Raw genomic sequence first — 26,561 nt, 5'->3', positions numbered from 1 at the left:
CCTCACGTGGAGGAATTCTCGATCGTCTACCGCGAGTGCTACCCGCGAGTGCTCGCCTATGCGGCGAGCCACGCGGGCAGCCGCCTCGCCGAGGACGTCACCAGCGAGACCTTCACGATCGCCTGGCGCAGACAGGCGCAGATGCCGTCGAACGCGCTGCCGTGGCTGCTCGGCATCGCCCGCAACCTGGTGCGCGCGACCCGTCGCGAGACGACGACCTACGAGCTCACCGACTTCCCGGCCGACGACGACTTCGCGGTGATCGAGCTGCGTGCGGCTCTCGCGAGTCTGTCCGAGAACGACCAGGAGGTGCTGACGCTCATCGCGTGGCACGGGTTGGCGGCGGCCGAGGCCGCGCAGGTGCTCGGGTGCACGACGGCGACGTTCTTCGTGCGGCTGCATCGGGCTCGGCGGCGTTTGCAGGCTGCGCTCTGGACTCCGAAATTCGACAGTGCGAGGGCGTCGTGGAAGACATCCTGAAAGACCTGGCCCAGGCCAAGCCTCCGACGCCTGAGGTCGACTCCGCGCGGATGGAACGCGACCTCGCGCGGATCGTCTTGTTGCCACGCGAGAGGCCTGCTCGGAAGCTGTTCCTCAAGCGGTTTGCGCCGTTGGTGGTCATCGGTGCGGTGATCGTGCTTGCGGTCGTGTTGTTGCCTGCGCCTCCACAGCCCGTGCAGCCCGCCGCGCCTCCGAAGTGGTGGCACGTGCTGACGCGACAGTCGTCGATCATGATCGTTGGCGATCCGGCGGACCCGTACGCCGTACACCTCGACTCCAAGACCGACCGGTGGCTGGCCGCGAACCAGCAGGTCACGGTCATCCAGAAGGAGGGCGACGTGACGCCCTTCTCGCTGGACCGCGGCCTCGAGTGGGAGGCAGCGGGCAAGCCGGAGACGGTGCCCCAGGTCGGCGGGACCCACTCGGTGCGCATCGGCCCGATGAAGCCGGCGGTGCAGAAGACCGCGGTCTCCGGTTTCCAGATGTCCCTCCACAGCCAGACGCGTTTCGACTCGCTCGAGTCGCTGCCCGCCGACCCCCAGGAGTTGAAGAAGGCGCTGGAGACCATCGTCGGGAAGGACACCTACCGAATCGGGTCGCTCGCGATGGAACTGATCAGCTCGAACGTGCGCGCCGACCAGCGGCGGGCGGCGTTCGAGCTGATCAAGACGCTCGACGGGGCGCGGTTCCTCGGTGACGTGACCGTGCACGTCGAGCGCGCGGGAATCGGTGTGGCGATCGCCGCGCCGCCGACGTTCCAGTTCTCCGACGTCGAGACGCAGCTCGTGATCAGCAAGGAGACCGGCCTGCCGATCAGCAAGCGGGACGTGATCACCACGTCCCAGTTCGGCCTGCCCGCGCAAATGCCCATCTCGGAGGAGGAGTACCTCCTGCTGGAGGAGGTGGCCTTCGAGCCGATCGTGCCTCAGGACGTCCCCGTGAACGGCGAAGTGGAATCCCCCATCATTGAGCGGTGATCGACCCAAGACGGCTCCGCGTGCTGCGCGCACTCGCTGACCACGGCACCGTGACGGCCGCAGCCGCCGCACTGCACCTCACGCCGTCAGCGGTGTCGCAGCAGCTCGCGGCGCTGGAGTCCGAGGCAGGGCATCCGTTGCTGCTGCGCAAGGGCAGGCGGGTCTCGCTGACTCCGGCCGGTTCGTTGCTCGTCGCGCACGCCCACGTCGTCGCCGCGGAACTGGAACGCGCACAGGCCACTTTGGACGCTCTCGCCTCCGGTACGGCGGGGCGGGTGGCGGTGGCGGCGTTCGCGTCGGCGATCACGCAGGTGGTGGCGCCCGCACTGGCGGCGTTGAAGGAACGGGCGATCGAACTGTCCGTGCGCGACGCCGAGGGGCACGAGAGCGTGCGGCTTCTGCTCGACGGCGAGATCGACGTGGCGATCACCGAGGAACACCGCGCGACGGACCGCCTCACGCGGTTTCCGCTCTACACCGAGCCTTTCGACGTCGTGCTGCCACCGGGGCATGCGCTGAGGGGACCGGTCGAGCTGCGGCAGCTGGCGGACGAGGACTGGGTCGTGACGCTGCCGGGCAACCCGCTGCGGGACGTGGTGGAGATGGCGTGCGCGCAGGCCGGGTTCACGCCGCGCATCCGGCACACGTCTGACGACTTCCGCGCGATCCAGGCACTCGTCGATGCCGGAGCCGGGGTGGCGCTGGCGCCGCGGAACGCCGTTCGCGGGGTGCCTGTCGCCGGGGTGGCGCCGTTGCGCCGGGTGGTGGCGGCGGTGCGGCGAGGGTCGGAGGACCACCCGTTGATCAGTGCGGTCCTCGGCGAGCTCCAGCGCTGACGGGGACCTGTCCCACCTCGACTGCCCACCTTGCGGGACATGACTCTTCGGGTGGCGATGCTCGTGCTTCTGCTCGCCGGCTGTGGTGCTCCGGCGCCGGAACTGCCGTGGCGCGCAGCCTCACCGGGGACGCGCTCGGTGCGGCCGTGCTGCCGATGTGCAGAGGTCCCGCCTAGGGCGGCGGGATCGTCACGCGCAGCTTGGCCGCGATGCGGGTCAGCGCCTGGCGATCAGCGGCGGTGAGCGGGTCGAGCACGAACTCGCGCACCGCCCGCAGGTGCGTGGGCGCGGCAGCCTTGACCACCTCGAAGCCCTCGTCGGTGAGCGAGGCGACGGTGTAGCGGCCGTCGTCGGGGTCGGGAGCACGCACCACCCAGCCACGCTGCTCGAAGCGCTTGACCACGTTGGACAGCCGCGACAGCGACCCGTTCGCGAGGTGCGCCAGCTCGCTCATCCGGATCCGGCGGTCCGGTGCCTCCGAGACGTGGCTGAGCACCAGGTAGTCGAAGAGGCTCAGCCCCGACTCCTGCTGCAACGGCGCCTCCAGCCGGCCCGGCAGCAACAGCAACATCGAGACCAGGCCGGTCCAGGCGTCCTTCTCCTCGGCGTTCAGCCACTGCATTCCGCGCAGCGTACTTCATGCTTGAAGTCATGCTACGTTTGACTTCAAGCATGAAGTCATCGAAGGGACGAGTCATGAGCAAGCCGGAGTTCTTCGCCACCCCTGGATACGGCGAGACGCAGCTCAAGAACATGCGGTACAGCCAGGCCGTGCGCATCGGCGACCGGGTCGAGATCTCAGGTCAGGGCGGCTGGAGCGACGAGTTCGAGTTCCCCGAGTCACTTGAGGACGAGATCGTGCGCGCGTTCGAGAACGTCGAGCGCACACTCGCGACGGCGGGCTCGTCCTGGGCCGACGTCGTGCACGTGAACTCGTACCACGTGCTCGGCGACGACTCGTTCGACGACCACAACCGCGTGATGGTCGAGCAGTTCCGCACGCGGATGGGCGAGCGCGCGCCCATCTGGACCGAGAGCGGAGTCACCGCCCTCGGTCACCCGAAGATGCGCATCGAGATCCGCGTGACCGCGATCAGTTAGTGCGGGGCGCGAGCCGCCAGCTTCGCCGAAGCCGGGTCGCCCGCCGCCAGCGCGCCACGTGCCGCGAGCTGGCAGATGTCCACACTGGTCGTCGCGAGCTTCGCGCCGACGCCCGTGAGAGCCGTGTGGTTCATCGACAACGACGTGATGCCCAGGCCGATCAGCACGCACGCGAGCAGCGGGTCGGCCGCTGCCTCGCCGCAGACGCCGACGGGCTTGCCGGTGGCGGTCGCCGCATCGCCGACCTGGGCGATCAGGCGCAGCAACGCGGGCTGCCACGGGTCGTTCAGCGCGGCGACGCCACCGAGCTGGCGGTCGGCGGCGAAGACGTACTGGGCCAGGTCGTTGGTGCCGATGGAGATGAAGTCGACGACCTGGAGGATCTCCTTCGCCGACAGGGCAGCGGACGGGACCTCGACCATCACGCCGGCGCGCTGGATGCCCGCCTTGCGGGCGCGATCCACGAACCAGGCGGCTTCGGCGGCGGTAGCGACCATCGGGGCCATGACCGAGACGTCGGCACCGGAGGACTTGGCCGCGGCGGCGATGGCTTCGAGCTGGCGGTCGAGGATCTCGGGGCGGTCGAAGGCGACGCGCAGACCGCGGACACCGAGGGCAGGGTTGGGCTCGGGGTCCGGGTTCAGAAACGCCAGCGGCTTGTCCGCGCCCGCGTCGAGGGTGCGCACCACAACGGGTTTGCCCGCAAACGGCGCCAGCACAGCCTCGTAAGCAGCAGTCTGCTCAGCAACGGTCGGTTCCTCTGCGGCGTCCAGGAAGCAGAACTCCGTGCGGAAGAGGCCGACACCCTCCGCACCCGCCTGAGCAGCGGCTTGAGCATCGGCGGGGGAGCCGACGTTGCCCAGGACCTTCACGCGGTGGCCGTCCTTGAGGACACCGACGCCGTTCCACTCGGCCTTCTTGCTGGTGCCGGCCGCGCGGACCTTGCCGTCCGACTCGCGGACCTGGCCGGTGTCACCGTCGACGTCGAGAGAGGTGCCCTCGAACGCCAGGATGCCGCGGCACGCGACGACGGCCGGGATGCCCAGCGAGCGGGCGAGGATCGCGGTGTGAGAGGTCGGACCGCCCTCCTCCGTGACCAGGGCGAGGACCTTCGACGGGTCGAGACCGGCGGTGTCCGCGGGCGCCAGATCACGCGCCACCAGCACGGACGGCGAGGCCAGGTCGGGAACGCCGGGTGCGGGCAGGCCGAGGAGCTCGGCCACCACGCGGTCGCGGACGTCCTGGACGTCGCGGGCCCGTTCGGCCATGTAGCCACCGGAGGCCTGCAGTGCCGAGATGAACTTCTCGGCGGCCTGGTGCACCGCACGGGCGGCGGTCAGCGACTGGTCGACGACGAGCTTCTCGGCGGCCTTGATGAGCGAAGGGTCGCCCGCCATCGCCGCGGTGGTCTCCAGAACGGCACGGGCGTCACCCTCGACCGTTTTCGCGCGCTCCATCAGGCGCTGCACCACGACCTCGGCCGCAGGACGGATGAGGGAGGCTTCCATCTTCGTATCCGCTGTTCGCAGGCCCGCAGGGGGTTCGGGGAGAGCCTCCGCGACCCTCACCACGGGGCCGGTTGCCCGTCCGCTGCTCACACCGACACCGCTCAGCCGCGCGCTCGACATGGTCTAGACCATACCCTCCTACGGGAAACCCTGGACAGCTCAGTCTGGCCAATCGAGCGGCAGAACGCGCAGCGGTGGCCCGTTCGTCATCATGGCTTAACACGAACAGCCGACAGCGGTGTGACAATAGGCCGTTCGGAGCAGTACGGTCCCCGGCTGTGCGCCTTCCGCTCGTCTTCGCCGCAATCCTCCTGGTCGCCGGATGCACGTCGGCGCAACCGGGCCTCGGCCCCGAGATCAACGTCCCGGCGCAAGTGAGCACCATCCAGGACGCCGTCGACGTGGCGCAGGAGGGCGCGACCATCGTCGTGTCGCCGGGCGTCTACGAGGAGTCGGTGCGGGTCAGGACCAAGGGCCTCACGATCAGGGGTGCCCGGCGCGGCAGCGTGATCATCGACGGCGAGGTCAAGCGCGAGAACGGGATCGAGGTCGCCGCACCGGACGTGTCCGTGCAGAACCTGACGGTCCGCAACCACACGGCCAACGGTGTGCTGATCTCCGAGCAGCGCGGCTTCCGCGTCTCCTACGTGACGGCCAGCAACAACGCGCGGCACGGCATCCACGCGTCCGCCTCCCAGAACGGCGTGATCGAGCAGAGCTACGCGAGCGGCAGCGCGGACTCCGGGTTCTCCGTCAGCCGGTGCAAGCCGTGCGACGTCGTCGTGCGCGGCAACGTCGCCGAGCGCAACGCCGTCGGCTACGAGGGCACGAACGCGTCCGGGCGGATGTTCGTGCTCGGCAACAGGTTCAGCGGCAACCGCGTCGGCCTGACCTCGGCCGCCGAGCGTCAGGAGGACGTCGCGCTCGTCGGCAACCTCGTCTCCGACAACGACGAGGCCCTCTCGCCCGCGCGGGCCGACGGCGCGTTCGGGCTCGGCATGAGGATCCTGTCCAGCACGAAGAACCTGGTGTCCCACAACCTGATCACCGCCAACCCCGGTGTCGGGCTGGCGCCGAGCTCCAGCCAGGACCGCCTGGAGAGCAACGTGATCGTCGGCAACGGCCAGGACGTGCGCTACGACGACGTGCCGCAGAAGAAGTCCAAGGCGCCGCGCGGAATCCCGTTCAACCAGGTCGCCGCGCCGCCGCTGCAGCCGGAGATGCCCGCGGACCCGTTGCCGGACAGGGCACCGGACGTCGAGAAGTACCTGGTGCCGAGCGAGGACCTGTTCGACGATCGTGCGGCGGTGCGGACCTAGTAGACCTCGGCGGCGGTCGGGTAGGACGGTTGCGCGCCCGCCTTCGTGACGGACAGCGCGGCCACCTTCACCGCGTACTCGGTGGCCTGGACGAGGTTGTCGCCCTCGGCCAGCCGGGCGGACAGTGCTCCGGCGAACGCGTCACCGGCGCCGGTCGTGTCGACCACCTCGTCGACCTCGATCGACGGCACCTCGACGACTCCCGTCCGGGCCACCACAGCGGCACCACGCGAGCCGAGCGTGACGATCGCCGACGTCGGGCCGAGCTTGAGCAGGTCACGCCAGTCCGAAGCCAGTTGCGCGGCCTCGTGCTCGTTCACGATCAGCACTGTGAGCTGCTTCAGCGTCTCCGCGGGCAGCTCGGCGACCGGCGACAGGTTGAGCACCGTCCGGACGCCGGCCTGCGACGCGACGCCGATCGCGTGGATCACCGTCTCCAGCGGCACTTCCAGCGAGCAGGTCAGCACCTGAGCGCCGTCGAACGACACACCGTCCACATCGGACAGTGACACGTCGGCGTTGGCGCCGGGTGAGACGACGATGGAGTTCTCGCCGTCCGGCGTCACGGTGATGTAGGCGATCCCGGTGGGGCGCGCGGAAGTCTTCACCAGAGCGGTGTCGACGCCGGACGACTCCAGCGACTCCCGCAGCAGCGAGCCGTACCCGTCGCCACCGACGGCGCCGATCAACGCGACCGAAGCACCGACGCGAGCAGCGGCGACGGCGGTGTTCGCGCCCTTGCCGCCGGGCAGCACGACGGTGTCGCCGCCGAGCACGGTCTCACCGCCGGCGGGCCGCCTGCCGACCTCGACCACGAGGTCGGCGTTGGCGGACCCGAGAACAAGCAGAGCGTTCGTCACTTGATGAACTCTGCCACGTTCTTCGCGTTGATGACCTTGACCTCGACGTCCACGACCTGCTGAACCGGCTCGCCCTTGGCGGCGTGCACGGCCTGCTCGACGGCCTTGGAGCCCAGCAGCTTCGGCTGCTGCGCGATGGTCGCGGTGAGCGTGCCGTCCTGGATCGCCTTCAGGCCGTCCGGCGTGCCGTCGAAGCCGACGACCATGACGTCCTTGCCGGCACGGGCACCGAGAGCCTTGATCGCACCGAGCGCCATCTCGTCGTTCTCGGCGAAGATGCCCTTGAGGCCGGGGTGGCCCTGCAACAGGTTCGTGGTCTCGTTGAGGCCCTTGGCGCGGTCGAAGTCGGCCACGGCGGTGGCGGCGACCTTGATGTTGCCGCTGTTCAGGCCCTGTTCGAAGCCCTGACCGCGGTCACGCGACGCCGACGCGCCTGGAATGCCCTTGAGGTGCGCGACCTCGCCGGAGGCGGCGCGGCCCAGTTCGATGGCCGCGAGGCTGCCGCCCGACACGTTGTTCGAGGCGACCTCGGCGGCGACCTTGCCGCCCTCGACGGCGCGGTCGACCGAGATCAGCGGGATGTTCGCCATCTCGGCGGCCTTGGCGGCGGGCGCGGACTGCTTGGAGTCGACCGGGTTCAGCAGGATCGCCTTGACGCCCTGCGTCACCAGCGTCTGCACCTGGTTGATCTGGTTCGTCGCGTCGTTCTGCGCGTCGACCACGGTCAGCTTGGCGCCGAGCTGGTCCGCCATCTCCTGCGCGCCCTGCTGCAGTTCCACGAAGAACGGGTTGTTCAAAGTGGACACGGCGAGGCCGATGGTGATGTCGCTTCCTCCGGACGCCCCAGTTCCGCTGCACCCGGTCGCCACAAGAGCTGCGGCACCGAGCGTCAACGCGATCCGTCGGGTCACCTTCATTGGTGTCTTCCTTACCTGTTGCGGGTTTTCAGCGACGGCGAAGTGAGTCGAGCAGCGCGGCGAGAGCGATCACCGCGCCGATGACGACCTGCTGCCAGAACGGCGGCACTTGCAGCAGGTTGAGGCCGTTGCGCAGGACGGCGAGCACAAGTGCGCCGACCAACGTCCCGGTGGCGCGGCCAACGCCACCGGACAACGACGCACCACCGATGACGACAGCGGCGATGGCGTCGAGCTCGTAGCCGGCCGCTGCCTGCGGACCGGCGGACCCGAGCCGTCCCGCGAGCACGAGGCCCGCGGCGGCGGCGAACAGGCCGGAGAGTGCGTAGATCCAGAGCTTCTGCCTGCGCACGTCGATGCCGCTGAGCTTCGCGGCCTCCTCGTTGCCGCCGATCGCGTACATGCGACGGCCGAGGTTGGTGCGCGTGAGGATCAGGCCGGTGATGCCGAAGAACGCCAGCATCAGCAGCAGCGGCAGCGGCAGCATCGGCGCGAGGTTCGAACCGAGGAACGTGACCAGCGCGTCGGTCTCGTGCGGCTGGCCTTCGGAGAACACCAGCGTGAGACCGCGGGCGACGCTGAGCATGGCGAGCGTCGCGATGAACGGCGGCAGCTTGCCGTAGCTGATGAGTGCGCCGTTGACGAGGCCGCAGAGCGCGCCGACGACCAGTCCGATCGGCCCGGCGGTGAGGGCGCCGACCATCGCGGCCAGCGCGGCGATGCTGCCGACCGAGAGGTCGATACCGCCCGCCACCACCACGAACGTCATGCCGAAGGCCATGATCGCGATGACCGCGGCCTGCACGCCGACGTTGAGCAGGTTCTGCGCGTTGAGGAACGCCGGCTGCATGATCGCGATGGCCAGGGCGAGGATGACGAGCCCCGCGAGGGCGCCGTTCTCGCTTGCGTACTTGCGAATGCTGATCGTGGTCATGCCGAAATCTCCTGCACGGCGAGTGCCATCACCTGGTCTTGAGTCGCGCCCTTGGGCAGCTCACCGGCCACCCGGCCATGGGCCATCACGACGACGCGGTCGCTCATCCCGATCACCTCGGGCAGGTCGCTGGACACGAGCAGCACGGCCCGGCCCTGCGCGGTCATGCGATTGATCAGCTCGTAGATCTCGACCTTGGCGCCGACGTCGACGCCCCTGGTCGGTTCGTCGAGGATCAGCACCTTCGGGTCGGCCAGCAGCCACTTGCCGATGACGACCTTCTGCTGGTTGCCGCCGGAGAGTTCCTTCACCGGCTGCTCGACGCGGCCCTTGATCCGGAGCTTGCCCGCGATGTCGTGCAGGCGTTTCTCGTCGCGGTTGTCGAGGGTCACGAGTTCGAGGTTCTGGCCGACCGTGGCGGTGAGAACCAGGCCCTGACCCTTGCGGTCTTCGGGGACCAGGCCGAGACCTGCCTTGATGGCGGCCTGGACGTCGTGGCGGGGCAACGGTTTCCCGTCGACCGCGACCGTGCCGCGGTCGTAGCCGTCGACACCGAACGCGGCGCGCGCGACTTCCGTTCGTCCCGCGCCGACCAGGCCCGCGATGCCGACGACCTCGCCCGCGTGGACCTCGATGCTGATGTTCTCGAAGACGCCGCGCTTGGTCAGGCCCTGGATGCTCAGCAAGGGCTGGCCCGGACGTTGTTGCGCCCTGGGGTACTGCTCGTCGATCGGGCGGCCGACCATCAGCTCGATCATGTGCCGGGTGGTGGCCTTCGGACCCAGGACGCCGACCGAGCGGCCGTCGCGCAGGATCGTGATGCGGTCGGCGACGCGCTGGATCTCGTCCAGGTGGTGGGTGATGAAGACGAGGCCGACGCCGTTGTCGCGCAGCTGAGTCATGATCTGCAGCAGGCGGTCGGTCTCGGTCTCGGTGAGGACCGCGGTCGGCTCGTCCAGGATCAGCACGCCGGCGTTCTTGTCGAGCGCGCGGGCGATCTCGATCATCTGCTGCTGGGCGATGCCGAGGTCTTTGACCTTGGCGTTCGGGTCGACGTTCAGCCCGACCCGTTCCAGCAGCCTCGGGGCCCTGCGGCGCATCTCGGCGCGGTCGACGAAGCCGTACTTCCGGGGGAGCCGGTTGAGGAACAGGTTCTCGGCGACGCTGAGTTCGGGGACCAGCGCCAGTTCCTGGTGGATGACGGCGAGGCTGGCGTGGCCCTCGATCGTGCCGGCGTCGTGGGCGTGGATGCCCGCGAGGACCTTGACCAGCGTGGACTTTCCCGCGCCGTTCTCGCCGAGCAGGACGTGGACCTCGCCCGCGTTGATGTCGAGGTCGACGCCGTCCAACGCTTTGGTGGCGCCGAAGTGCTTGGTGATGCCGCGGGCGGTGATCAGGGTGTTCACAGCTCGGCCTCCCCGAGCGAGCCGCGCAGCACGAGCTTCGCGGTGAGACGGATGTCGTCGGGCTGCTGGCCGTTGATCAGGGCGAGCAGGCTTCGTGCGGCGGCGCGACCCATCTCGACGGTCGGCTGCGCGATGACCGTGATCGGTGGGTCGAGCAGCGGGAACCACGGCTGGTCGTCGAACACCGCGAGCGCGATGTCGTGCGGGATCTGCAGGCCGCGTGCCCTGACCTCGCCCAGCGCGCCGAGGCCCATCAGGTTGTCCATCGCGACGAGCGCGGTGGCGCCGTCGTCGATCAGCCTGGCCGCGGCCTGACTGCCGCTCTCCTGCCGGAAGTCGCCGTGCACGACCTGCGCGAGGCCGCCGAGCGACCCCGTGAGCACGTCTGTTCGTTCTCTTCCAGTGGAGGTGTTCGGCGGACCCGCGATCACTCCGATGCGGGTGTGGCCGGCGCCGACGAGCCGCCGGGCGAGCGCGGTCAATGCCTCACTGCCGTCAGCGCGGACGACGGGGCATGTGGCGCCCCTGACCGTCCGGTCGAGCAGAACTAGCGGTACGCCGCCTGCGCTCACTTCGCGAACCAGACTCGGGTCGTCGGTCGCGGGGCACAGCAGGAGGCCGTCCACCCGGCGGTCGAGCAGGGTGCGCACGTAGGTCGCTTCCTGCTCGGCGCTCTCGTCGGCGTTCCCGATCACGACGCAGTAGCCGTGTGACCGGGCTTCGTCCTCGACCGCTCGCGCGATCTCGGCGAAGAACGGGTTCAGCAGATCGCTGATGACCAGACCGAGGGTCTGGGTGCTGGTGGTCCTGAGGGATCGCGCCAGGGCGTTGGGCCGGTAGCCGAGCTCGTCGATCGCGGCGAGCACGCGCTCACGGGTCTCGGGCGTCGGCGCGGCATGGCCGTTGAGCACGCGCGACACGGTGGCCGTGGAGACGCCTGCGTGCAGCGCGACGTCCTTCATGGTCGTCACGAGGCCGTAGTTAATCGATTACACATGTATGTAGTCAAGCTGAGACCAGTGGATGAGTAGGTGTACGGATGTCACTGGGCGTGCTCTGCCTCACTCTGATCACATGGACGGACAGGATCGCCTCGGAGACGAGCAGCGCCTTGCGCTGGAGCTCGCGGCCATCGGGCAGCGGCTGACGACGATCAGCTCGGAGATGCGTGAGCGCTCCGCCTCCACCGCGACCGCGGTGATGGAGGCACCGGAGGTGGCGCGGCCTGGTGAAGTGCCGCAGCCGCCGGCCACGACCGTCCCGACGCCGCCCGCCGGAGTGCCGCAGCAGCAGCCGCCCGCGAGTGCGCCGCAGCAAGGCCCCGGGCCTGCGCCGCAGCAGTCGCCCGTGGGTGCGCCGCAGCAGCCGACCGGTGTGCCGTCGCCGCCCGTGGGCGTGCCGCAGCAGCCGAACCCGTGGTCGCAGCACGCCGCCGCCTCGACCCAGATGCCCCCCGGCCAGCAGTTCCCCGGCCAGCAGCCGCCTCCCGGCCGCCAGTTCCCACCGCCTCCCCAGGCGCAGTGGCCCCACCCGCAGCAACAGCAGCCGTGGCCACAGCAGCCGCAGGCGCCGCGCGAGACCCTGTTCGAGAAGCTCGGCAAGGACGGCGCCGGCGCGAAGCTGCTGGCCTGGGTCGGTGGCGCGATCACCGTGCTCGGCTTCGTGTTGCTGCTGGTCCTCGCCGTGCAGCGCGGCTGGCTCGGCCCGATGCCGCGCGTCATCGGCGGTGCGGTGTTCAGCGGTGCGATGGTCGGCATCGGCATGTGGCTGCACCGCAACCCCGCCGGTCGCACCGGCGCGATGGCGCTGGCCTTCACCGGTTTCGCCGGTCTCTACCTGGACGTGATCGCCGCGACGAGCCTCTACGGCTACCTGCCGGAAGGCGTTGGCCTGGTCGTCGGGCTCACCGTCGCGGCAGCCGGTGTCGTGCTCGCGCTGAAGTGGGACTCGCAAGCGCTCGCGGTCACCGTCGTCGCAGCCTGTGCCCTGTGCTCGCCGATCATCACCGAGGGCTTCACGGTCCTGCTCGTCGGCTTCCTGCTGGTGCTGAAGATGGCCAGCACGCCGGTCCAGATCAAGCGCAACTGGCCGGGCCTCGCGATCGCCGGTGGCTTCCCCGCGATCCTCGCCTCGCTGCTCACCACCGCGAACGCCATCCCGCGCTCCTACGAGTGGACCGTGGTCGGCGTCGCGGCGGCCACGACCGTCGTCGGCATCGCGGTCGCGTTCCTGACGATCCGCAAGCGTCCGGACGACATCGTCGCGGTCGCGTTGATCGCCGGTTCGGCGTTGCCGGCCCTGTTCGCGACGACGTTGCTGAAAGACCCGGCCAACTCGATCCTCGCCGGAGTGGTCGCCGCCGTGCTGCTGGCGATCTGGATGGTCCCCGACCTGCCGCGCGGGTTCACGACGGCGGCTGGTGCGGCGGGCATGCTCGCGTTGTGCCAGACCACGCTGATCGCGCTCGACGGCAACGTCCGCACGGCGATCGTGCTGGCTGAGGCGGTGCTGCTGGCGGTGCTCGCGGCGCGGCTGAACAAGAAGAGCGCGCTGGTCGGGGCCGTGGCGTTCGGCCTGCTGGGGTTCTTCATGACGATCGGGCTGGCCGTGCCGATCACGTGGCTGGTGCAGGAACCGCGCTTCTTCAGCACCGTCGAGGCCGGCGACTACGCGGCCGGGCTGGTCACGGCGGTCATGCTGGCCGTGCTCGCGGCCGTTCTGCCGTGGGCCGCGTTGAAGATGCAGGTGCTGCGCGAGCCGGCCAAGTACCCGTTCACGTGGATCGTCTCCGGGCTCGTGCTGCTCTACGGCGCGGCGGGTGCGGTGCTGTGCGCGGCGCTGCTCGTGTCGCCGACCGAGACCGGGTTCCTCTTCGGACACTCGGTGGTCACCGTGTCGTGGACGATCGCCGCGTTGTTCCTGCTGGTCAAGGGGATCAACAACAAGGCGTTGCGGATCTCCGGCCTGATCCTGGTCGGTGCCGCGGTCGTGAAGCTGGTGCTCTTCGACCTCTCCGCGCTCGACGGCATCGCCCGCGTGCTGGCGTTCCTCGGCGCCGGTCTGGTCCTGCTCACCGCGGGCGCCCGTTACGCCAAACTGGTGACATCGGCGAGGAATCCCGAGTCGTATGAATCCAAACCGGTGGCTCCGCCCTCTTACTGAGTGTGCGACCGTCGCCCGCGCCGCCGTCGCGGGCGACGGTCGTACTACATCCAGGCAAAGATTTCCCTCGACAGAGTGACGGAAGTAGATCGAAAGCACCCGGAAGTGGTCCCATCGGGCGTATGGCAAAGCCACGCCTCGTGGCCGCGGTTATAGCGCTCTCAGCGGCCTTCGCGGCGACGGGTGTTCACCAAGGGCACGAGTACACAACCACTTCCTCCGCATCGGTCGCACCGCTTGCGTACGTCGTGGGCAAGACCGGTCTAGTCCAGGTCGTCGACACCCGCAACGGTGCCGTTCTCGTGCAGGCCGACACCGGGGGACGCGCGACGGGTGTCGCCGTTTCTCCCGACGGGCGCCGCCTCTACGTGATCAACGGGTGGACCGGCGCGATCACCGTGGTCGACCCGGCCAGCGGCGAGATCGTCGACCGGCTCTTCACCCAGGTCCAGCTCTCGCACGCGGCGATGCGCCCGGACGGCCAGCGGCTCTACGTCTCGGCCAGTGGCGGCATCGCGGTGGTGAATCCCGAGAACTTCCAGATGGTCGCGGTGATCAAGGCGGGCGGCCAACCGCAGGGCCTGGCCGTCCACCCGGACAACAAGATCCTCTACGTCGCCAACTCCCAGGACGGCACCGTCGGCCTGGTCGACACCGCGACGGCGTTCCAGACCTCGACGGTGCAGGTCGGCGGGCTGCCGCAGCACCTCGCGATCTCGCCGGACGGCAAGCGCCTCTACGTGAGCGGCATGCGCCTCGGCGAGAAGACCCCCGGCACGCTGTCGGTGATCGACACGGCCACGAACCAGGTCGTCGGCACGCTGGAAGCCGGCAGGGGAGCGGGCAGCATCGCCGTCACCCCGGACGGCGCCACGGTCTACCTGACGCTGCCGAAGGAACGGTCGGTCGTGGTGGTCGACGCGGCGACCATGACGGTGCGCGAACGCTTGCGCATCGACTCGCCGAGCGTCGCCATCGCGCCGGGGGACACGAGGGTCTTCCTCGCCACCGGCACGACGACGACGGTCCTGGACAGCACGAACGCGGTGCTCACCACGTACCGGATGAAGACGGGTGAGCTGCAGGAGGCGAGGCCGCGCCAGTTCGACGCGGCCATGATCGCCTTCCCGCCCGGTCAGCCGACGGCGACCGGCTTGCGAACCTCGTCGTCGAACGGGTCGTCGAGGTCGGCCGGCTCGTCGTGAAGCGCGAGGCGTTCCTGGATCCGCTTGAGCGGACCGGGTGACCACCACGCGGCGTTGCCGAGCAGCTTGAGCACGGCGGGCACGAGCAGCATCCGGACGATGGTGGCGTCGAGCGCCAGCGCGAGGATCATGCCGACGCCGACGAACCGCATCATCGCGACCTGCGAGAACGCGAACGCGCCCGTCACCACGATCAGCAGCAACGCGGCCGAGGTGATCACCCGGCCGGTCTTGGCGAGGCCGGTGGTCACCGCCTCCTCCGTCGTCGCGCCCTGGCCGCGGGCCTCGACCATCCTGCTGAGCAGGAAGACCTCGTAGTCCGTCGACAGACCGAACACGATGGCCGCCATCAGCACGACGATGCCGGATTCCAGCGGCCCCGGCGTGACGCCGAGCAGGTCGGCGCCGTGGCCGTCCTGGAAGATCCACACGAGCACGCCGAACGTCGCCGACAGCGACAGCGCGCTCATCAGCACGGCCTTGATCGGCAGGACGACCGAGCCGAACGCCAGGAACATCAGGATCAGCGTCGCGCCGACCAGCAGCGTGACCATCAACGGCAGTCCGTCCGCGATGGCGTCGAGCGAGTCGCTGACCGTCGCGGTGTTGCCGCCGACCAGCACCTCGGCTCCCGGCGGGGCGGGCAGCGCGCGGACGTCCTTCAGCGCCTGCTTCGACTCCTCGCTCAGCGCGTCGCTGTCCAGACCCGCGGCCGCGGCCGTGACGCCCTTGTCCGCACCCGTCGGCTGGACGTCGCCGACGCCGGGCACGTCCTTGACCTTGGCCAGGTACTCCTGGACCGCGGCCTGGTCACCGCCCTTGACGACGATCTTGAAACCGGTGTTGGAGAGCGCCGAGAAGTTCTGGTTGATGTTCTCGGTGGCCACGCGCACGGCGTTGCCCTCCGGCAGGACCTTCTCGGTGACCTGGCCGAACTGGACGCCGAGGAACGGCGAGCCGAGCGCGAGCAGCACACCGATGATCGGCACGGCGATCAGCACGGGCCGCTTCATGACCTTGGTGCTGAGCTTGCGCCAGCCGCGTTCGCTCGGCTCCTTCTTGCGCCACGGCATGGCGAGCTTGTCGACCCGGTGGCCGAGCACGCCGAGCAACGCGGGCAGCAGCGTGACCGAGACCAGTGCCGCGATCGCGACCGACGACACACCGCCGTACGCGAGGGACTTCAGGAAGCCGTGCGGGAAGAGCAGCAGTCCGGCCAACGCGATGACCAGCAGCGTCGCGCTGAAGACGACGGTGCGGCCGGCGCTGGCGACCGTGCGTCCGACGGCTTGTTCGGTCGTGCGGCCCTGGGCGAGTTCCTCGCGGAACCGGCCGACCATGAACAGGCCGTAGTCGATCGCCATGCCCAGGCCCAGCAGCGAGGCGACGTTGACCGCGAACGAGTTGACGTCGGTGAAGAGGGCCACGGCGTGCAGCACGCCGAGCGAGCCCATGATCGCGAGACCGCCGACGACGACCGGCAGAGACGCCGCCACCAGACCACCGAAGATGATCACGAGCAGCAGCAGGACCAGCGGCAGCGAGAACATCTCCGCGCGCGTCAGGTCCTCCTGGGACATGTCGTTGATGGCCTTCTGGGTGGGTACGAGCCCACCGACCTGCTCGCTGAATCCGTCGACCTTGAGCTGCGACTGGATGTCCTGGAACTGCTTGATCTGCTCGTTCGAGTCACCGCTGCTCAGCGTGATGGCGACGAGCGCCTGCTGCTGGTTGTCGGACGGCACCGGCCCGACGGCCTTGAGCACGTCGTCCTTCGGGAAGCCGCTGATGTGGTCGGCGATCTTCTTGAGTTCGAGCGGGTTCGCGAAGTCGCCGCGATAAATGACGATCACGTCACCGTTCTGCCGCCCGAACGCCTCCTCGGCTACCTTGTCGGCCCGCGCCGCCTCACTGGAGGGAGCCTCGTAGCCGCCCTGGCTGAGCTTGTCGAACACGCCGATGCCCCACACACCGCCGACCACGGCGAGCAGTACGGTCGCGATCAACACCACCCACCGGCGGCGATATGCGATAGATCCCCACTTCGCGAACATCGACGACGGCCTCCTGGGTTACCGTGCTGTTAATCCCGTGAACTCTTGTAAACACCGTTCACTGAAACCGTACGGGTCCACGGACGGGGTCTACAACCCGATGGAGTGACATATGACCGAGGCCACTCGCCGAGAACGGCTTCGCGCCGAAACCGAGCGTGAGATTCGGCAGGCGGCCCGCGCCCTTTTGGTGGAGAGCGGCCGCGACGCGGTTACCCTGCGTGCCATCGCGCGCAAACTGGGGATCACCGCGCCGGCGTTGTACCGCTACTACGACTCCCACGACGCGCTATTGCGGCAGCTCTGCGACGACATCTGCGCGGACATGGCGGCGGCCCTCTACGCCGACCTCGCCGCGGACACGTCAGGCCAGGTCGGATGCCAGGTCAGGGCGGTCTGCCACGCCTTCCGCCGCTGGGCGCTGGCCCACCCGCAGGAGTTCGCGCTGGTCTTCGCCTCGCCCCGCGACCCGCTCGGCGCCGACCAGTTCGGCTCGGTGTTCCTGCAGCTGGCCGGTCGGCTGATCGCGTCCAATCTGGTGGCGAACCACGCGGACGACGACGTGCCCGAAATCCTGCACGAGGACCTGGCCAGGTTCCAACAGGTCCTGATGGACGCGGTGTCGGTGCACGGCGTCGTCGTCGAGGACTCCGTCCTCAACCTGGGCAAGATCTACCACGTCGTCCAGTCGTGGGTGCGGCTGTACGGGCACGTGGCGCTGGAGGTGTTCGGGCGGTTCCCGTTCGCGGTGAGCAACCCGGAGCCGATGTTCGACAGCATGCTCGACCAGATGCTGACGGACATCGGCTTCGAGGACTCCCCGAACTCAGCTGTTCACTGAGTCGCGCACGTAGTCGCGGAGCGTGCGCGGTGCACGGCCGAGCAACTTGGTCATGGCCGCGACCTCGGCCTCGGTCGTGGGGATCGGCGCCGCGCTGAGCAGCTCGAAGCTGCGGATCCAGTCCACCAGCTTCTGACCCGACAGCCTGCGCTCGAACGCCTTGCGCCACTCCGGGTCGTCACCGGTGTAGACGACCTCGCGCCCGAGCGCCTCGGCCCAGATCTGCGCCGACTGCTCGCCGTTCAACGACTCCGGGCCCACGAGCTGGTAGGAGCCGGCCGCGAAGCTCACGTCGACCAGCGCGTTGGTGAGCACCTCGGCCACGTCGCGCAGGTCGATCCGGTTGACCCCGCCGGGGTGCAGCGGCGTCGGGAAGACGCCGGCCTCGATGTCCTCGCGGAAGATCTCGTCGTTCTGGTCGAAGTTGGTGATGCTGACCATCGCGGGCCTGGTGTCGGTGCTCGCGAGAAACGCCGCCAGCTTGAGCTTCGGGATGTACGCGGGGATCGCGGCACCCGCCGCCTCGCGCGCGTCGTCGTCCTCGATGTGGAAGCCACCGAACACCAGGCGTGCGCCCGCCCGTTCGGCCTCCTGCCCGAAGATCGTCGCGATCTCGACCTCGTTGGTCTCGTGCGGTGAGACGTAGAACGCCGAGTCGACGCCCCTCAACGCGCTGCGCACGGCCTCGCGGTCAGCCAGGTCGCCTTGCACCAACTCGACCGTGTCCGGCACGTTCGCTCGTTCCTTGTTGCGCACCAACGCGCGCACGTCCAGACCTCGGCGCACGGCCTCGTCGAGCACCAGACCACCCACGGTGCCGGTCGCTCCGATGATCAGTGTCTTCGTCATCTCGCATCCCCTCGTTGACTTTGAGTCAATGACTCTTAATCAAGAGGTACTCCTTCACTGACTCGGAGTCAACGAGCTGTTAGCGTGGTGACATGACCCGAGCCGCCACCGCAGCCGCCACCAAGGAGAAGGTCCTGGCAGCGGCCCGAGAGCTGTTCATCACGTCGAAGTACGACGAGGTGAAGGCAGCCGACATCGCCCGAGCCGCCGGGGTGGCGCACGGGTTGGTGTTCCACCACTTCGGCAGCAAGCAGGGGCTCTACGGCGAGGTGCTGTGCTCGATCGGCCGCGAGGTGCTGGACCTGCACGTCAGCGACCCGGCCGTGCCGTTGGGGAAGCGGATTCGTCAGTCGCACGCGGCGCACCTGACTTACCTGACGGCGCATCGCGACCTGGCGTTGAACCTGGTGCTGCGGCCGTGGGGCGTGGAGGAGCCGTTCGACGCCGTGCGGGACGACGGCAATCGCCGGCTGTGCGAGAACCTGGGGCTCGACTTCGAGCGACCGGCGGTCCGGGCCGCGCTGCGGATGTACACGACCGCGGCCGACCAGCTGGCCCGTGACTACTTGCTGAACGAGCACCCGTTCAGCAAGGACGTGGTCGTCGAGATGCTCATGACAGTGCTCGGGGGAGCGTTGCGGGCGGCTCGCGTGGCCGACCCGTCGCTGGAGGTGGAGCAGGTGCTGGAAGAGCTGGCGCGGCCGTAGCCACGCCAGCTCTTCTCGTTGCTACAGAACGATGTTCACCAGGCGGCCGGGAACGACGATCACCTTGCGCGGTTCGCCACCGGCGACCAGCTCGGCGATCTTCTCCTCGGACAGCGCCGCGGCCTTGATCTCGTCCTGCGACGCGGACGCCGACACGACGACCCGCGAGCGGACCTTGCCGTTGACCTGGATCGGGTACTCGACCGTGTCCTCGACCAGGTACTGCTCGTCGGCCTTCGGGAACGGGCCGTGCGCCAGCGAGCCGTCGTTGCCCAGCTTCGACCACAGCTCCTCGGCCACGTGCGGGGCCTGCGGAGCCAGCATCAGCACCAGGGCCTCGGCCAGCACTCGGGGCGTGCCCGCCGAGTAGTGCTTGGTGACGTAGTTGTTCAGCTCGATCAGCTTCGCGCCCGCCGTGTTGTAGCGCAGGTTCGCGTAGTCGTCGTGGACGCCGGCGATCGTCTTGTGCAGCAGGCGCAGCGCTTCGACGGACGCTTCTTCGTCCGTGACGCGCAGCGAGCCGTCGGTCTCGTCGACCAGGTTGCGCCACAGACGCTGCATGAACCGTTGCGCGCCAACGACGTCCTTGGTCGCCCACGGACGTGACACGTCCATCGGGCCCATGGACATCTCGTAGAACCGGAAGGTGTCGGCGCCGTACGTCTCGCACATCTGGTCCGGCGTGACGACGTTCTTCAGGCTCTTGCCCATCTTTCCGTACTCACGGCGGACTTCCTCGCCGTTGTACGTGTACTTGCCATCGGCCTCGACGACCTCGTCGGCCGGCACGTAGACGCCGCGCGGGTCGACGTACGCGTACGCCTGGATGTAGCCCTGGTTGAACAGGCGGCGGTACGGCTCGTCGCCGGACAGGTGGCCCAGGTCGAACAGGACCTTCTGCCAGAAGCGCGAGTACAGCAGGTGCAGCACCGCGTGCTCGACGCCGCCGATGTACAGGTCGACGCCGCCGGGGTCGGTCGGGCCGTGCTCGGCCGTGCGCGGGCCCAGCCAGTACTTCTCGTTCTCCGGGTTGACGAACCGCTCGGTCTCGACCGGGTCGACGTAGCGCAGCTGGTACCAGCACGAACCCGCCCAGTTCGGCATGGTGTTCGTGTCGCGGCGGTACGTCTTCAGGCCGTCGCCCAGGTCCAGCTCGATCGTCGTCCACTCGGTGGCACGCGACAGCGGCGGCGACGGCTCGGTGTTCGCGTCCTCCGGGTCGAAGGTGCGCGGCGAGTAGTCGTCGACCTCGGGCAGCTCGATCGGCAGCATCGACTCGGGCAGCGCGATGGCGGTGCCGGCCTCGTCGTAGACGACCGGGAACGGCTCGCCCCAGTAGCGCTGGCGGCTGAACAGCCAGTCGCGCAGCTTGAACTGGACGGTGCCGTGGCCGTGGCCGTTCTCCTCCAGCCAGCCGATCATCGTCTTCTTGGCGTCGTCGATCGCCATGCCGTCCAGGAACCCGGAGTTCACCGCCGGACCGTCGCCCGTGTAGGCCTCGCCCTCGAAGCCCTCGGACGGCTGGACCGTGCGGATGATCGGCAGGTCGAACTTCTTCGCGAAGTCCCAGTCGCGCTGGTCCTGGCCGGGCACGGCCATGATCGCGCCCGTGCCGTAGCCCATCAGCACGTAGTCGGCGATGTAGACCGGAATCTCCTTGCCGTTCACCGGGTTTGTCGCATGGGCCCCGATGAAGACGCCGGTCTTCTCCTTGTTCTCCTGACGGTCCAGCTCGGACTTCAGGGACGCTGCGCGCCGGTACGCGGCGATGTCTGCCACGCGATCGGGCGCCGCAATCTGGTCCACCAGCTCGTGTTCCGGCGCCAGGACCATGTAGGTCGCGCCGAACAACGTGTCCGGCCGGGTCGTGAAGACCTCAATGCTCTCGTCTCCCACCGCGAATCGGACTCGGGCGCCATGCGAGCGCCCGATCCAGTTGCGCTGCATGGCCTTGACCTTGTCCGGCCAGTCCAGCCGGTCCAAGTCGTCGATCAGCCGGTCCGAGTACGCGGTGATGCGCATCATCCACTGGCGCAGGCTTTTCCTGAACACCGGGAAGTTGCCACGCTCACTGCGACCGTCCGCGGTGACCTCTTCGTTCGCCAGCACAGTACCCAGTCCGGGACACCAGTTGACGGGCGCCTCCGACATGTAGGCCAGGCGGAATTCGCCCAAGATCCTTTGCTGGTCGGCAAAAGACAGCTCAGACCACGTGCGGCCGCCCTCGACGTCCCGCTCGCCAGACTCGAACTGCGAGATCAACTCGGCGATCGGACGAGCCTTGCGCGCGTCGGGGTCGTACCAGGAGTTGAAGATCTGCAGGAAGATCCACTGAGTCCACTTGTAGTACTCGGGGTCGATCGTCGAGATGCGGCGACGCTCGTCGTGACCCAGGCCCAGCCTGCGGATCTGGCGCAGGTACGTGTTGATGTTGTCTTCGGTGGTCTTGCGCGGGTGCTGGCCGGTCTGCACCGCGTACTGCTCCGCGGGCAGGCCGAACGCGTCGAAACCCATGGTGTGCAGCACGTTGCGGCCGTTCATGCGGTGGTACCGCGCGAAGACGTCCGTGCCGATGAAGCCCAGCGGGTGGCCGACGTGCAGGCCGGCGCCGCTCGGGTACGGGAACATGTCCTGCACGAACAGCTTGTCCGCGGGCACGTCACCCTTGAGCGCTCCAACGGGGTTGGGCGCGTGGTAGGTGCCGTTGTTCTCCCAGTACCGCTGCCACCGCTCCTCGATCTGGTTCGCCAGCTCGGCGGTGTAGCGGTAGGCGGGAATCTCCGCCGCGTCCGTGCTCATTTCAAGGTCCCTCTCACGTCGTTCCTGCCCCTGACATGACGAAACCCCCCAGCCCAGACAGGGCATGGAGGGCGGCCGCGCCGACCGTCTTGCGATCAGGTCGTCGCGGCTAGATAAGGAGCAGGCGGGCCGTGCTCATGCCGTCAACGGTATCAGCGGACCGCAAGCGCGATGAACCGGGCGGTGGCCTGCGGCACACCAGACCGGGGTGACTGCCGGGCGAACCGGGGATTCGTCTTACCCTCATGGGGTGAACATCGTGCTGTCGGTCGTCCTGGGTGTGCTCGGCGTCGCTCTTGGCGCGGTCGGTCTGCTGGGTCTGCAGGGCAAGCTGCGCCGCAACCGCTTCGTCGGCGTGCGCACCGCCGCCGCCGTGCGTGACGAGGAGACGTTCGCGCTGGCCAACCGCGTCGCCGGCGTGCCGAACGTCGCCGCGGGCGTCGTGGCGATCGTGTCGGGCGCGATGGCGTTCGTCATGGCCGACCTGGCCGTCACCGCTGGGATCATCGGACTGGTCGGGGCGCTCGCGATCGCCTTCGCGGGTGGGCTCGTCGGTAGCCGCGCGGCCGAGGCGCTGCCGGAGCCGGTCAAGCCGAAGGGCTGCGGCGGGTGCGCGTGCGGTGGCGGCGGCTGCTCCCCGCTCGCAGGGCTCTAACGCGACGTTTCACGTGAATCAGTTGTCGCGGACGTCCTTCGGGTAGGTCGACAGCAGCGCCAGCGGCATGCCCTGGCGGCGCAGCACCCGTCCCCACAGGTCGACCTTCGCGCCGGCCAGCACGTCGTCGGCCAGTCCGGTCACGACGATCCAGTCGCCACGGTCGATCTCGCCCTGCAACTGGCCCTCGCCCCACCCGCTGTAGCCGGCGAACACGCGCAGTCCGCGCACCAGCGGCATCAGGTCGTCCGGTTCCGCGTCCAGGTCGACGAGGGCGACCGGGCCCTGCACGCCGACGAGTCCCTCCACGGTGGACGGGTCGGTGCCCACCTTCAACGCCGCCAGGCACAGCGCCGTCTTCTGTTCGACCGGGCCGCCTACGTAGATGCACTGCGGCTTCGTGACGTGGGAGCCCCACGGTGGCAGCACGTCGTGGACCGCCACCTCGGAGGGGCGGTTCAGCACGACGCCGAGGGTCCCCTCTGGACGTTGGTCGATGATGTAGACGACGGTGCGTGAGAAGTTCGGGTCGTTGAGGCTCGGAGCGGCAACCAACAGGGAGCCTGGCTCGACTTCGACTTCGTCATCGGGACGCACGTCACCATGAAATCACCCGTGATCGCCGGAACAACTCAGGGCCGCACCCCGTTAGACTGAGGTGTCGGATGTCTTTGTGTCCCCCGGGCTCAACAGACAACCGCCTTCGCGGAATACCGTTCGGCTGGAGCCGCGTAGTGCGCCGCGCCGTGAGGCGACCTGGCATCCGATCCAAGAGAGCCGGACCGTGAGGTCCGGCTTTCGTGGTTTTCACCACTGCGCGCATACAGTGCAACGGTGACAACGCTTGCGGTGGAGAAGCACCACTGGGGATCACGCCGGTTCCTCGGCATCCCCGCCTACCGCAGGCTCCTCGCCACACGTCTCGCCTCGCAGTGGGGCGACGGGCTCTTCCAGGCCGGTCTGGCCGGCGCTGTGCTCTTCAACCCCGAACGGCAGGCCGATCCGGCGGCGATCGCGGCCGGGTTCGCGGTGTTGCTGTTGCCGTACTCGCTGATCGGGCCCTTCACGGGTGCGTTGCTCGACCGGTGGGACCGCAAGAAGGTCATCGTCGTCGCGAACATCGCGCGGGCCACGTTCGTGCTGTTCACGGCCCTGGCGGTCGGTGCGGGACTGAGCGGGCTGCCCCTGTACGTGTCCGCGCTCGTCGTCATGGGGATCGGCAGATTCGTCGGTTCCGGGCTGTCCGCGGCGCTGCCGCACGTCGTCGACGAAGATCACCTGGTCGAGGCGAACGCGCTGACCACGACGGCCGGTGCGGTCATGGCCGTGATCGGCGCTGCCTGCGCGATCGGGTTCCGCACGCTGCTCGGCGCCGGGGACGGCGGTTCGGCGTGGACCACCAGCATCGCCGTGGTCGGGTTGCTGCTCAGCGCGTTCATCGCCAGCCGGTTCAAGGCGGGCGTGCTCGGGCCGGACGAGGTCGACGAGCCGCACAACGCGCTCACGGCCGTCGCCCGCGGGCTGGTGGACGGCGCGAAGGCCACCTGGCGCACCCCCAGCGTCACGGCAGGGCTGGCCGCGTTGCTCGCGCACCGGGCGGCGTTCGGCATGAGTTTGATGATCACGCTGCTGCTGATGCGCTACAGCCTGGAGGACGTCGGCATCCTCAAGGCCGGCATCGGCGGGCTCGGCGAGGTCGCGGTCGCCGGCGGCGCGGGTGTGCTGCTCGCCGGGATCCTGACCGACCGGATCGTCGACAGGTTCGGAGTCGGGCGCACGATCTGCGGCGCGTTGCTGCTCACGGCCGCAGCCCAGGTCGGGCTCGGGCTGCCGATGACGCTGCCGTCCATCCTGATGGCCAGCTTCGTGATCATCTTCGCCGGTCAGATCGTCAAGCTCTGCGTGGACACCGCGGTGCAGCACGACGTCGGCGACGAGGTGCGGGGGCGCGTGTTCGCCCTCTACGACACCCTCTTCAACATCGCGCAGGTCACCGCGGTGACCATCACGGCGACGGTGATCCCCCTGGACGGGCGCTCGCCCGGCCTGATCCTCGTCGCCGCGAGCCTCTACCTGGTCGGCATGGCCGCCTACCTGCTCCTGTCAGCGCGGAAACGGCAGGTGCAACATGCCGGCCTCGTGAGCGAAGACGACAGCCGCCACACGATCGGGTAGATCCAGGCGCCGCAGGATCTCGGCCACCTCGTCGGCCACCCGCTGCTGCCCGATGCCGAGCACCCGCGCGATCTCGTGCTCGGCGTGACCCCGCGCGAGACACCTCAGCACGGCTCGTTGGTCGTCGGTCAGAACGTCCAGGTCCCGTGTGGCAGGACCTGCGGAAAGTCCCCAAGCGAACATCTGCACCACCCCCATGCGCCCCCTAGCGCACTTCTCATGGTGCATCCCCGCGCTGACACTTCGCTAACGCGGGGATTCCATTCGCTCACTATGCGTCACGGAGCGGGTGGTGTGATGCCCTGTTCGCGCGCCCACTCGAGCAACGCCGCCTCGGCCTCGTCGCGGTCCAGCGGTCCCCGGTCGAGCCTGAGTTCCTTGAGGAACTTCCACGCGGCACCGACCTCGCGACCCGGGGACAGCCCGAGCAGCTTCATGATCTCGTTGCCGTCGAGGTCCGGGCGTACGCGCGCGAGGTCTTCCTCGGCCGCGATGCGCGCGATGCGTTCCTCAAGAGAGTCGTAGGTCCGCTTCAGCAGGTTCGCCTTGCGCTTGTTGCGGGTCGTGCAGTCGGCACGGACGAGCTTGTGCAACCGCGTCAGCAGGTCACCGGCGTCCGTCACGTACCGGCGCACGGCCGAGTCGGTCCACTCGCCGCTGCCGTACCCGTGGAAGCGGAGGTGCAGGTAGACGAGCTTCGCGACGTCCTCGGTGATCTCCTTCGAGTACCGAAGCGCGCGCAAGCGCTTGCGGACCATCTTCGCGCCCACGACCTCGTGGTGGTGGAACGAGACGCCGCCGCCGGACTCGAACTTCCGGGTCGCCGGCTTGCCGATGTCGTGCAGGAGCGCGGCGATCCTCAGCACCAGATCGGGTGATTGATCAACTTCTTCAAGATCAATTGCCTGTTCCAGCACAACCAGCGAGTGGTCGAAGACGTCCTTGTGTTGATGATGTTCGTCGATCTCCAGCTTCATGGCCGTGAGCTCGGGCAACACGATGTCGGCCAGCCCGGTCTCCACCATGAGCTCGATGCCGCGGCGCGGATGCGCGCCGCACAGGAGCTTCGAAAGCTCCACCTGCACGCGCTCCGGCGTGATGCGGGCGAGTTCGCCTGCCATCGACCGCATCGCCTCGATCACCCGAGGCGCCGCGGTGAAGCCGAGCTGGGAGACGAACCGGGCCGCGCGCAGCATGCGCAGCGGGTCGTCGCCGAACGACTCCTGCGGGGTCGCCGGCGTGTCCAGCACGCCGTCCCGCGCTGCCTGGAGGCCGCCGGTCGGGTCCACGAACTCACTCGCCGCGATGTCGAACGCCATCGCGTTGACCGTGAAGTCGCGCCGGACGAGGTCCCCGTCGATGTTGTCGCCGAAGGTCACCTCGGGGTTGCGGGTCACGCCGTCGTAGACGTCCGCGCGGAAGGTCGTGATCTCGATGATCTCGCCCTGCTTCGACGCGCCGACCGTCCCGAAGGCGATTCCGGTGTCCCACTGCGCCTCGGCCCAGCCGCTCAGCAGCTTCTGGATTTCCGCAGGTCGCGCGTCCGTGGTGAAGTCGAAGTCGTTCGTCGGGCGCCCCAGCACGGCGTCGCGCACACTTCCACCCACGAGGTAGAGGCGCTTGCCCTCGGCTGCGAACCGAGCGGCGAGCTCAGCGACGACTGGTGCGATTGCGGGAGCTTCCACCACCGCATTCTGCTGGAGCGATCGAGACACGAGAAACCAGCGTACTCAAGGTTCGTAAGTACGATCGGCC

At 68.8% G+C, this 26,561-nt stretch carries 24 protein-coding genes; 11 read left to right on the top strand and 13 right to left on the bottom strand.

The genetic code is table 11. The annotated features are described in order from the left end of the window. Positions 1–6 precede the first annotated feature (6 nt). Genes SK854_RS18790 through SK854_RS18780 form a run of 3 tightly spaced genes read left to right on the top strand, consistent with a single transcriptional unit; the run spans position 7 to position 2,314 of the window. A complete protein-coding gene (locus SK854_RS18790; protein WP_319976392.1) occupies positions 7–480 on the top strand; it encodes an RNA polymerase sigma factor in 474 nt (157 codons plus the stop codon). After that, entirely contained in the window at positions 465–1,478 is a 1,014-nt protein-coding gene (locus tag SK854_RS18785) for a hypothetical protein (protein WP_319976391.1), read from the top strand. Before SK854_RS18790 ends, SK854_RS18785 begins: the two co-directional genes overlap by 16 nt. Beyond that, the gene (locus tag SK854_RS18780) at positions 1,475–2,314 is read left to right on the top strand and encodes a LysR family transcriptional regulator (protein WP_319976390.1); all 840 of its coding nucleotides are present in this window, start codon (positions 1,475–1,477) and stop codon (positions 2,312–2,314) included. Before SK854_RS18785 ends, SK854_RS18780 begins: the two co-directional genes overlap by 4 nt. A 172-nt stretch (positions 2,315–2,486) precedes the next feature. On the opposite strand, the gene SK854_RS18775 is transcribed toward SK854_RS18780, so the two are convergent. After that, on the bottom strand, positions 2,487–2,936 hold the full coding sequence (locus SK854_RS18775) for a MarR family winged helix-turn-helix transcriptional regulator (RefSeq protein ID WP_319976389.1): 450 nt from the start codon (positions 2,934–2,936) through the stop codon (positions 2,487–2,489). 74 nt (positions 2,937–3,010) lie between these two features. On the opposite strand from SK854_RS18775, the gene SK854_RS18770 reads away from it, so the two are divergent. Continuing rightward, entirely contained in the window at positions 3,011–3,415 is a 405-nt protein-coding gene (locus tag SK854_RS18770) for a Rid family hydrolase (protein WP_319976388.1), read from the top strand. Here SK854_RS18770 and ptsP read toward each other — a convergent pair. Continuing rightward, positions 3,412–5,043, bottom strand: coding sequence for a phosphoenolpyruvate--protein phosphotransferase (gene ptsP / locus SK854_RS18765; protein WP_319976387.1), 1,632 nt, complete (start codon positions 5,041–5,043; stop codon positions 3,412–3,414). The two genes, SK854_RS18770 and ptsP, sit on opposite strands and share 4 nt — an antisense overlap. 158 nt (positions 5,044–5,201) lie before the next feature. On the opposite strand from ptsP, the gene SK854_RS18760 reads away from it, so the two are divergent. Next, on the top strand, positions 5,202–6,242 hold the full coding sequence (locus SK854_RS18760; RefSeq protein WP_319976386.1) for a right-handed parallel beta-helix repeat-containing protein: 1,041 nt from the start codon (positions 5,202–5,204) through the stop codon (positions 6,240–6,242). On the opposite strand, the gene SK854_RS18755 is transcribed toward SK854_RS18760, so the two are convergent. Genes SK854_RS18755 through SK854_RS18735 form a run of 5 tightly spaced genes read right to left on the bottom strand, consistent with a single transcriptional unit; the run spans position 6,239 to position 11,321 of the window. Then, a complete protein-coding gene (locus SK854_RS18755; RefSeq protein ID WP_319976385.1) occupies positions 6,239–7,102 on the bottom strand; it encodes a ribokinase in 864 nt (287 codons plus the stop codon). The genes SK854_RS18760 and SK854_RS18755 overlap by 4 nt on opposite strands. Continuing rightward, positions 7,099–8,019 (bottom strand): substrate-binding domain-containing protein, encoded by a 921-nt coding sequence (locus tag SK854_RS18750; protein WP_319976384.1) that lies wholly within the window; start codon positions 8,017–8,019, stop codon positions 7,099–7,101. The genes SK854_RS18755 and SK854_RS18750 overlap by 4 nt, the downstream gene beginning before the upstream one ends. Before the next feature lie 28 nt (positions 8,020–8,047). After that, positions 8,048–8,953 (bottom strand): ABC transporter permease, encoded by a 906-nt coding sequence (locus SK854_RS18745; protein WP_319976383.1) that lies wholly within the window; start codon positions 8,951–8,953, stop codon positions 8,048–8,050. After that, entirely contained in the window at positions 8,950–10,359 is a 1,410-nt protein-coding gene (locus SK854_RS18740; protein ID WP_319976382.1) for a sugar ABC transporter ATP-binding protein, read from the bottom strand. Before SK854_RS18740 ends, SK854_RS18745 begins: the two co-directional genes overlap by 4 nt. Next, complete coding sequence (locus tag SK854_RS18735; protein WP_319976940.1) at positions 10,356–11,321, bottom strand: LacI family DNA-binding transcriptional regulator; 966 nt, start codon at positions 11,319–11,321, stop codon at positions 10,356–10,358. The genes SK854_RS18740 and SK854_RS18735 overlap by 4 nt, the downstream gene beginning before the upstream one ends. A gap of 112 nt (positions 11,322–11,433) precedes the next feature. Between SK854_RS18735 and SK854_RS18730 the strand changes: the two genes are divergently transcribed. Continuing rightward, positions 11,434–13,521 carry a DUF2339 domain-containing protein gene (locus SK854_RS18730; protein ID WP_319976381.1) on the top strand — a complete coding sequence of 696 codons (2,088 nt, stop codon included), beginning with the start codon at positions 11,434–11,436 and terminating at the stop codon, positions 13,519–13,521. A 122-nt stretch (positions 13,522–13,643) separates the two neighbouring features. Beyond that, the gene (locus SK854_RS18725; RefSeq protein WP_319976380.1) at positions 13,644–14,726 is read left to right on the top strand and encodes a YVTN family beta-propeller repeat protein; all 1,083 of its coding nucleotides are present in this window, start codon (positions 13,644–13,646) and stop codon (positions 14,724–14,726) included. Here the strand turns inward: SK854_RS18725 and SK854_RS18720 are convergent. After that, positions 14,657–16,780 (bottom strand): MMPL family transporter, encoded by a 2,124-nt coding sequence (locus tag SK854_RS18720; protein WP_319976379.1) that lies wholly within the window; start codon positions 16,778–16,780, stop codon positions 14,657–14,659. The two genes, SK854_RS18725 and SK854_RS18720, sit on opposite strands and share 70 nt — an antisense overlap. A 112-nt stretch (positions 16,781–16,892) precedes the next feature. Between SK854_RS18720 and SK854_RS18715 the strand changes: the two genes are divergently transcribed. Then, complete coding sequence (locus SK854_RS18715) at positions 16,893–17,621, top strand: TetR/AcrR family transcriptional regulator (RefSeq protein WP_319976378.1); 729 nt, start codon at positions 16,893–16,895, stop codon at positions 17,619–17,621. On the opposite strand, the gene SK854_RS18710 is transcribed toward SK854_RS18715, so the two are convergent. Next, the gene (locus tag SK854_RS18710; RefSeq protein ID WP_319976377.1) at positions 17,607–18,470 is read right to left on the bottom strand and encodes an SDR family oxidoreductase; all 864 of its coding nucleotides are present in this window, start codon (positions 18,468–18,470) and stop codon (positions 17,607–17,609) included. The two genes, SK854_RS18715 and SK854_RS18710, sit on opposite strands and share 15 nt — an antisense overlap. A 92-nt stretch (positions 18,471–18,562) precedes the next feature. Here SK854_RS18710 and SK854_RS18705 point away from each other — a divergent pair, with 92 nt between their 5' ends. After that, positions 18,563–19,177 carry a TetR/AcrR family transcriptional regulator gene (locus SK854_RS18705; protein ID WP_319976376.1) on the top strand — a complete coding sequence of 205 codons (615 nt, stop codon included), beginning with the start codon at positions 18,563–18,565 and terminating at the stop codon, positions 19,175–19,177. Positions 19,178–19,198: 21 nt separating this feature from the next. Here SK854_RS18705 and leuS read toward each other — a convergent pair whose 3' ends face one another. Further along, the gene (gene leuS, locus SK854_RS18700) at positions 19,199–21,976 is read right to left on the bottom strand and encodes a leucine--tRNA ligase (protein ID WP_319976375.1); all 2,778 of its coding nucleotides are present in this window, start codon (positions 21,974–21,976) and stop codon (positions 19,199–19,201) included. 250 nt (positions 21,977–22,226) lie between these two features. Between leuS and SK854_RS18695 the strand changes: the two genes are divergently transcribed. Further along, positions 22,227–22,631, top strand: a complete 405-nt coding sequence (locus SK854_RS18695) for an SdpI family protein (RefSeq protein WP_319976374.1) — start codon at positions 22,227–22,229, stop codon at positions 22,629–22,631. Positions 22,632–22,649: 18 nt separating this feature from the next. On the opposite strand, the gene SK854_RS18690 is transcribed toward SK854_RS18695, so the two are convergent. Then, a complete protein-coding gene (locus SK854_RS18690; RefSeq protein ID WP_319976373.1) occupies positions 22,650–23,228 on the bottom strand; it encodes a YqgE/AlgH family protein in 579 nt (192 codons plus the stop codon). Between the two features lie 237 nt (positions 23,229–23,465). Between SK854_RS18690 and SK854_RS18685 the strand changes: the two genes are divergently transcribed. Further along, complete coding sequence (locus SK854_RS18685) at positions 23,466–24,806, top strand: MFS transporter (RefSeq protein ID WP_319976372.1); 1,341 nt, start codon at positions 23,466–23,468, stop codon at positions 24,804–24,806. Here SK854_RS18685 and SK854_RS18680 read toward each other — a convergent pair. Together SK854_RS18680 and SK854_RS18675 are read right to left on the bottom strand one after the other, a co-directional pair. After that, entirely contained in the window at positions 24,735–24,989 is a 255-nt protein-coding gene (locus SK854_RS18680) for a LuxR C-terminal-related transcriptional regulator (RefSeq protein WP_319976371.1), read from the bottom strand. The two genes, SK854_RS18685 and SK854_RS18680, sit on opposite strands and share 72 nt — an antisense overlap. 95 nt (positions 24,990–25,084) lie before the next feature. Further along, on the bottom strand, positions 25,085–26,521 hold the full coding sequence (locus SK854_RS18675; RefSeq protein WP_319976370.1) for a CCA tRNA nucleotidyltransferase: 1,437 nt from the start codon (positions 26,519–26,521) through the stop codon (positions 25,085–25,087). Between the last annotated feature and the right edge of the window lie 40 nt (positions 26,522–26,561).

It is taken from the genome of Lentzea sokolovensis (genome assembly GCF_033949975.1).
GTDB lineage: Bacteria > Actinomycetota > Actinomycetes > Mycobacteriales > Pseudonocardiaceae > Lentzea > Lentzea sokolovensis.
Note: the sequence above shows the minus strand (reverse complement) of the source record. Positions and strands in the feature narration are given on the sequence as shown.

Coding starts and splice junctions, on each gene's coding strand:
- SK854_RS18720 (WP_319976379.1), bottom strand. CDS start 16,780: ATGTTCGCGAAGTGGGGATCTATCGCATATCGCCGCCGGTGGGTGGTG.
- SK854_RS18710 (WP_319976377.1), bottom strand. CDS start 18,470: ATGACGAAGACACTGATCATCGGAGCGACCGGCACCGTGGGTGGTCTG.
- leuS (WP_319976375.1), bottom strand. CDS start 21,976: ATGAGCACGGACGCGGCGGAGATTCCCGCCTACCGCTACACCGCCGAG.
- SK854_RS18750 (WP_319976384.1), bottom strand. CDS start 8,019: ATGAAGGTGACCCGACGGATCGCGTTGACGCTCGGTGCCGCAGCTCTT.
- SK854_RS18705 (WP_319976376.1), top strand. CDS start 18,563: ATGACCCGAGCCGCCACCGCAGCCGCCACCAAGGAGAAGGTCCTGGCA.
- SK854_RS18680 (WP_319976371.1), bottom strand. CDS start 24,989: ATGTTCGCTTGGGGACTTTCCGCAGGTCCTGCCACACGGGACCTGGAC.
- SK854_RS18715 (WP_319976378.1), top strand. CDS start 16,893: ATGACCGAGGCCACTCGCCGAGAACGGCTTCGCGCCGAAACCGAGCGT.
- SK854_RS18775 (WP_319976389.1), bottom strand. CDS start 2,936: ATGCAGTGGCTGAACGCCGAGGAGAAGGACGCCTGGACCGGCCTGGTC.
- ptsP (WP_319976387.1), bottom strand. CDS start 5,043: ATGTCGAGCGCGCGGCTGAGCGGTGTCGGTGTGAGCAGCGGACGGGCA.
- SK854_RS18725 (WP_319976380.1), top strand. CDS start 13,644: ATGGCAAAGCCACGCCTCGTGGCCGCGGTTATAGCGCTCTCAGCGGCC.
- SK854_RS18730 (WP_319976381.1), top strand. CDS start 11,434: ATGGACGGACAGGATCGCCTCGGAGACGAGCAGCGCCTTGCGCTGGAG.
- SK854_RS18745 (WP_319976383.1), bottom strand. CDS start 8,953: ATGACCACGATCAGCATTCGCAAGTACGCAAGCGAGAACGGCGCCCTC.
- SK854_RS18770 (WP_319976388.1), top strand. CDS start 3,011: ATGAGCAAGCCGGAGTTCTTCGCCACCCCTGGATACGGCGAGACGCAG.
- SK854_RS18735 (WP_319976940.1), bottom strand. CDS start 11,321: ATGAAGGACGTCGCGCTGCACGCAGGCGTCTCCACGGCCACCGTGTCG.